The organism is Variovorax sp. WDL1 (genome assembly GCF_001541225.1).
Taxonomy (GTDB): domain Bacteria; phylum Pseudomonadota; class Gammaproteobacteria; order Burkholderiales; family Burkholderiaceae_C; genus Variovorax.
This window is the reverse complement of record NZ_LMTS01000200.1, coordinates 1-5788: the sequence shown is the minus strand read 5'-3', so window position 1 is coordinate 5788 and position 5788 is coordinate 1. Positions and strand designations below refer to the sequence as shown.

Annotated in this window: 7 protein-coding genes; 5 read left to right on the top strand and 2 right to left on the bottom strand. The window is 65.9% G+C overall.

Features of this window, described 5'->3' with window-relative positions; translation table 11 throughout:
• Positions 1-302: 302 nt before the first annotated feature.
• The 3 genes from APY03_RS26270 (at position 303) to APY03_RS26260 (ending at position 2278) form a co-directional block, all read left to right on the top strand.
• Positions 303-1013: a TetR/AcrR family transcriptional regulator gene (locus tag APY03_RS26270; protein WP_068681528.1), complete on the top strand. Its 711-nt coding sequence runs from the start codon at positions 303-305 to the stop codon at positions 1011-1013.
• A 35-nt stretch (positions 1014-1048) separates the two neighbouring features.
• A complete protein-coding gene (locus APY03_RS26265; RefSeq protein WP_068681526.1) occupies positions 1049-1984 on the top strand; it encodes an alpha/beta hydrolase in 936 nt (311 codons plus the stop codon).
• Positions 1985-2083: 99 nt separating this feature from the next.
• Positions 2084-2278 carry a hypothetical protein gene (locus APY03_RS26260; protein WP_232081215.1) on the top strand — a complete coding sequence of 65 codons (195 nt, stop codon included), beginning with the start codon at positions 2084-2086 and terminating at the stop codon, positions 2276-2278.
• A gap of 114 nt (positions 2279-2392) precedes the next feature.
• Here APY03_RS26260 and APY03_RS26255 read toward each other — a convergent pair whose 3' ends face one another.
• Together APY03_RS26255 and APY03_RS40620 are read right to left on the bottom strand one after the other, a co-directional pair.
• Complete coding sequence (locus tag APY03_RS26255) at positions 2393-3259, bottom strand: sensor histidine kinase (RefSeq protein WP_332307398.1); 867 nt, start codon at positions 3257-3259, stop codon at positions 2393-2395.
• 296 nt (positions 3260-3555) lie between these two features.
• On the bottom strand, positions 3556-3714 hold the full coding sequence (locus APY03_RS40620) for a DUF3309 family protein (protein WP_083944572.1): 159 nt from the start codon (positions 3712-3714) through the stop codon (positions 3556-3558).
• 368 nt (positions 3715-4082) lie between these two features.
• Between APY03_RS40620 and APY03_RS26250 the strand changes: the two genes are divergently transcribed.
• Together APY03_RS26250 and APY03_RS26245 are read left to right on the top strand one after the other, a co-directional pair.
• Positions 4083-5105, top strand: coding sequence for an alpha/beta fold hydrolase (locus APY03_RS26250; RefSeq protein ID WP_068681520.1), 1023 nt, complete (start codon positions 4083-4085; stop codon positions 5103-5105).
• Between the two features lie 137 nt (positions 5106-5242).
• Positions 5243-5617 (top strand): hypothetical protein, encoded by a 375-nt coding sequence (locus tag APY03_RS26245; protein ID WP_068681518.1) that lies wholly within the window; start codon positions 5243-5245, stop codon positions 5615-5617.
• The last annotated feature ends 171 nt before the right edge of the window (positions 5618-5788 follow it).

Genomic DNA, 5788 nt, shown 5'->3' with positions numbered 1-5788 from the left:
TGGATCAGCGGCAGCACGCCGGCCGATGCGTCGCGCACGGCCAGCGGCGTGGCCTCGCGGCCGTCGGCCGAGACCAGGCCTGCGTGGTCGCGGCCGCCCCAACTCCAGCTTGCAAAGCGCATCGCCGTTGTCTCCGTCTTGTCTCGAATGTCATGCGGGCCGGCAAGGCCGCCCCATCGCCTCGAGATCAGGGAACCGTGGTTTTTGAGACTTGCGTCTCAAATCGGGATCGGTGCATCATACGTGCCGAGCTCGGCACTCCACAAGCAAGGCAAAGCCCTTCCGCACTCCGTACAAACCCCATGACGCGACTGAAGCACAAGCTGAGCGAACCTCCGTTGCCGCCCGAGCGCGGCGTCAAGGCGGCGACCTTCAAGCTGCTGCTCGACACCGCCATGGACATCATCCGGCAGAGCGGCCACATCCCTTCGGTAGCGGAGGCCGCGGCGCGCTCGAAGGTCTCGCGCGCCACCGCCTATCGCTACTTTCCGAGCCGCAGCGCGCTGGTCACGGCGGTCATCGACAGCTCGCTGGGGCCGGTGCGCAAGCTGGCCTCCGACAACCCGAGCGGCCGCGAGCGGGTGCACGAGCTTTTCCTGCAGACCTTTCCGCGCTTCAAGGAGTTCGAGGCCCAGCTGCGCGCCGCCGCCCAGCTCTCGCTCGAGCAGTGGGGGCTCGAGCGCGCCGGGCTGCTGGAGGAGGAGCCGTACCGGCGCGGCCACCGCGTGCGCATCCTCGAGCACGCGATCGAGCCGCTGGTGCCGCAGCTGCGGCCCGCCGTGCGCAAGCGGCTGCACCATGCCCTGTCGGTGGTCTACGGCATCGAGCCCTACGTGATCCTGAAGGACATCTGGGGCCTGGGCGACCGCGAGGTCGAGCGCACCGCGCTGTGGATGGCCGATGCGCTGATCGATGCGGCGCTGCGCGAGTCGCAGCAGAAGCCCGCGCCCAGCGGCCGCCCGAAGCCGAACGGTGCACGGGTGCCGGCAGCGGCCGCTGCGAAGCGGCGCTGAATGTGGCCGAAGTTTCGCCGGAGTTGTGCCTGAACATGACCGAAGTCATCCTGCCCCCTGCCTGGTACGACGCGCAGTACAACAACCGCGCGCGCATTCCCGGCCATCCCGCCATCCTGCAGCACTGGGCCGAGGCCTCGGCTCGCGCCTATGCGCGCCCAGGCTGGGTGCTCGACCTCGCCTATGGGAACGACGCCAGCGAGCGCCTCGATGTGCTGCCTGCCGCTCGACCGGGCGCGCCCGTGCTGGTCTACGTCCACGGCGGCTATTGGCGGGCGCTCGACAAGCGCGACCAGAGCTTCGTGGCGCCGCCCTTCGCCGACGCGGGCGCAATGGTCGTGTTGGCGAACTACGCGCTGTGCCCGGCGGTCACGATCGAGCGCATCGTGCTGCAGCTGGTCCAGGCCATCGCCTGGGTCTATCGGAATGCGCGCGCGCATGGCGGCGACCCCGCCCGCATCGTGGTTGCCGGTCATTCGGCGGGCGGGCACCTGGCAACGATGCTGCTGGCTTGCGACTGGAAAGCCGTGGCGCCGGACTTGCCCGGGGACCTGGTCAAGTCGGTGCTGTCGATCTCGGGCCTCTACGAGCTGGAGCCGCTGCGGCATGCACCCTTCCTGGCAGGCGATATCGGGCTGACCGCGGCATCGGCCTTGCGGCTCAGCCCCGCGGCCATGCCCGCGCCCGAGCGCGGCGCGCTGGTCGCCGTGGTGGGCGGCGACGAGAGCGAGGAGTTCCTGCGGCAGGCCGACCTGATCGCGCAGGCCTGGGGGCCGCGCGTGGTGCGCGCGTCGGAGTGCGTCCCGGGGCGCAACCACATGGACGTGCTGCACGAACTCGCGGACCCGCGCTCGCGCACGCACCGGCGAGGCTTGCAACTGCTCGGCCTCGAGTCGTGGGACGTGACTGCCGACGGCAGCAGCGCGCCGACCGCAAAGCTCGCCGTGGAAGCCCTTCTCGAAGCCCGTTGACGCAGATCAAGAACGGCTGCTCGGCGTCGATGGCCGCCGATGTTCAAGCGCCATCGCAAGCGGAAAATGGTGTGCGGCGCCGAGCCGAAGGAGTTTCCAATGAATACTGAAGAATCGATCTCCACGCTGGAAGAACGTATCTCCAAAGCTGTTGCCGATTGCGAGGCATGGAGGCAAACCGGGTTCAGTGAGAGCTACATGGAGGCGTACGACCTTGTAGAGGCGTTGCAGTTGCAGCTGCGAAGACGTCTGCGGCTACCTGTCGCTGCCGCTGGTGATGGGCGAGAACGTTAGCGTCGGGCAGGTCGGGCGCCGGCGCGGTCTGCGTTCCGGCGCGCATGGCGATCGGCTCGGTGGCCAGCCACACGGCATCGATGCGGACCAACGCGGCCGCTCGCGCACTCCTTGCTAGGCAAGCGTCCTGCGCGGAAGTTTGATGGTGAACACGCACCCTGTGCCAGGTACGTCCCGAACGGTCAAGGAGCCTCCATCGGCCACAACGTTTCGTCGCGCGATGGAAAGACCAAGTCCCAACCCGCTCTTGTTGTCGCCGACCTGAACAAAGGGCTGGAAGATGCGTGAGGCAGCACCTGGAGGAAGCCCTCCGCATTGGTCCTTGACGTCGAACAGAACTTCGTCCCCCTCGGCGTAGGCGCTCAGGGCGACCTCGGTGTGGGCGTGGGTGAACTTGAATGCGTTCTGCAGCAAGTTCACCAAGGCTGCGAGCAGACGCTCCCTGTTTCCGGAGATGCCCAGTGCGGCATCGACCTCAAGGACAGAGAACGTGCAGCCCTTGGCACTCGCGTCGAGCGCGGCGGCATTCCTGGCCTCCGCGACGAACGATGCGACCGAGAACGCAGGCTCGTGCGTCAGCTCGACTGTGCCCCTCACCTGCGACAGCGACAGGCTGAGCAGTGCGGCCAACGAATTCAGGCTTCTTTTCAGCACGGCGCCGGTTGCACCATTGAATGGAACCTTTCCCGCTTCCAGGGCCGCGAACGCAAGCGTTGCGGTGTGCAGGTAGTTCCGCAGCTCGTGCACCAGCATGCCGAGGCGCTCGTTCTCCTCCGCGGTCTGCTGAAGCGCAACGCTGGCATCCCGCGAGGCTCCGAACTCCGTCACCGCGTCGGCGATGGCGTTGTCGAGGCAACGATTCAACGTGCGGAACTCATCGACGGAAAACGGGGCATCGCGCTCGACCGCGAGGTCTGTGATGGCTTGGCAGAGGTCTCCGTAGTCATGCACCACCTGGTCGACCGAGAAGCCGAGCTTCAAGAGCTCCTTGCCGTGCGCAGCGGCGCTCCGGCCCATCTCGGACAAGTCGCCTGCGTGACCGCCAGTGGCACCTGAAATCCGGAAGCTTTCGTCGAACTCACCGTTCTCCTGTGCCTCCAGCGCTCTCATCAACTGGTCCAGGAACATCGGCACCCCGTTGGCGAGCTGCGCGGCCGTCGCGGCTCGCCTGGGCCGCTGGGCGACCTTGGCCTTGCACCGTTCAATGAGTTCGTCGCGGTTGTTGTAGAGGAATCGATGCATATGGGACCACGTCAGCGAGCGCGAGCCAGGGCTTCCTATATGCGTCCCAGCAAGAGAAGCACGATCACCACCAGCAGCACAAGACCGAGCACGCCGCTGGGCGCGTAGCCCCAGCTTCTGCTGTGGGGCCAACTCGGAATGGCACCGATCAGCAAAAGAATGAGAACAATCAGCAGGATGGTGCCTAAGGTCATGAGCTTCTCCTGAACGGTTTGAGACGAACTGCGATCAGGCCAGCGCCCGCCAGGGACAGTCTAGAAGGAAGGGGGAGGGCTATCGGTACGCTACCGCACACAAGGCGACCTGACGTTGACATGGATCAAGCGCGGGACCTTGAAGCCAACCGTACAAGTTGGAACGGCGAAGGCCGGGACCGTCGCGCCTGAATGAGCGTCTGCATTGAAATTTAGTGTTGACGAAGCGGGCTCAGATACAGAGGCATACGCAAAGCGATCGCCGTGCCGCCTCTGCGCCGAACAATCGCGCCATCAGTTCGGAAGGCGCATGCGATCCGGCTGACAACAACCCTCTTTTCGACCAGTTCCAAATCCAGGAGATCTCAATGATCGCTTCCCAACAGTTGCCGCGCCGCTCTTTCCTGGGCAAGGCGGCGCTCGGCATCGCCGTCGCCCAGCTGACGTCCATCGTGCCTGCTTTCGCTCAATCCGCCGGTGCAGCCACTGTCAAGCGCCTCGAGCCGCTCAAGCGCGTCGAGGCCGGCAGTCTCAGCGTCGGGTATTTCGAGGCAGGGCCGGCAGACGGTTCGCCTGTGATCCTTCTTCACGGCTGGCCCTATGACATCCACATGTTCGTCGACGTCGCACCGCTGCTGGCTGCCGCCGGGTTCCGTGTGATCGTGCCTTACTTGCGGGGCTACGGCACCACCCGCTTCCTGTCGGCCGACACGCCGCGCAACGGGCAGCAGTCGGTGGTCGCCGTCGACATCATCGCGCTGATGGATGCGTTGAAGATCCAGGTTGCCACCGTTGCCGGATGCGATTGGGGCGCTCGTACGGCGTGCATCATGGCCGCGCTGTGGCCGGAGCGCGTGAAGGCGCTGGTGTCGGTCAGCGGCTACCTGATCGGCAGCCAGGAGGCCGGCAAGATCCCCTTGCCGCCGCAGGCCGAGTTGCAGTGGTGGTACCAGTATTACTTCGCGACCGACCGCGGCCGCGCGGGCTACGAGAAGAACCGCAACGACTTCGCCAGGCTCATCTGGCAGCTCGCATCGCCGAAGTGGAACTTCGATGCGGCCACGTTCGAGCGCAGCGCCGTGGCATTCGAGAACCCGGATCACGTTGCCATCACGGTCCACAACTACCGCTGGCGCCTCGGCCTGGCCGAAGGCGAGGCGAAGTACCAGGCGCTCGAGAACCGGCTCGCCAAGGCACCGGTGATCGGCGTGCCGACGATCACGCTCGAAGGCGATGCCAACGGCGCACCGCATCCGGAACCCACGTCCTACGCGAAGAAGTTCTCCGGGCGCTACGAGCATCGGCTGGTCAGCGGCGGCATCGGCCACAACCTTCCGCAGGAAGCGCCACAGGCCTTTGCGAAGGCCGTGATCGACGTGGCGCGCGGGTGAGATCCACAAGCGCCTTGGAAGGCCGCATTGTTTCCACGACATGAACGCCGAGGTGCGAAAACGCACATCCGCAAGGCGCTCTGCAGGCGCAAACTTCATCCCACACCAACCCATTCAACTTCTTGAAGGAATTCGACATGAACACCGCTTCCAAGCTCCTCTCCGGCTTTGCACTCGCGATCCTCGCTGCCGCAGGCGTCCAGGCAGAAACCTATGACGGCGTCGCCAAGGTCACGTCGACCCAGAGCCGTGCCGAGGTCCGCGCCGAAGGCGTCGCGGCCGCGCGCAGCGGCGACCGATTCAGCGACGTGGCAGGGCAGGGCGTCACCAGCATTGCCAGTTCGGTCGAGCGTGCTTCGGTTCGCTCGGAAGGAATCGCTGCCGCTCGCAGCGCGAATCCTTACGCGGAAGGCTTCGGCCAAGGCGTGACGCGTGTCGACTCGACGGTCGACCGCGCGAGTGTGCGCACCCAGGCGCGGGCGGCCGCGCGCGGGGATCGCCTCGCGATCTGAAGGAAGGCGCTTTGGAAGGAGAGCCGGGCTGGGCCCGGCTTCTTTGCGTGAAGGGGGGTGGTCTTGGAAGGCGGGAGGGGCACTCGGATAGTCTGATTGCGTGCTTGCATACGGTGCGCTTGGTTTGAGTGCGGAGCCGGGAATTCGCCCCGGCGGGCGAGTCACTTTCTT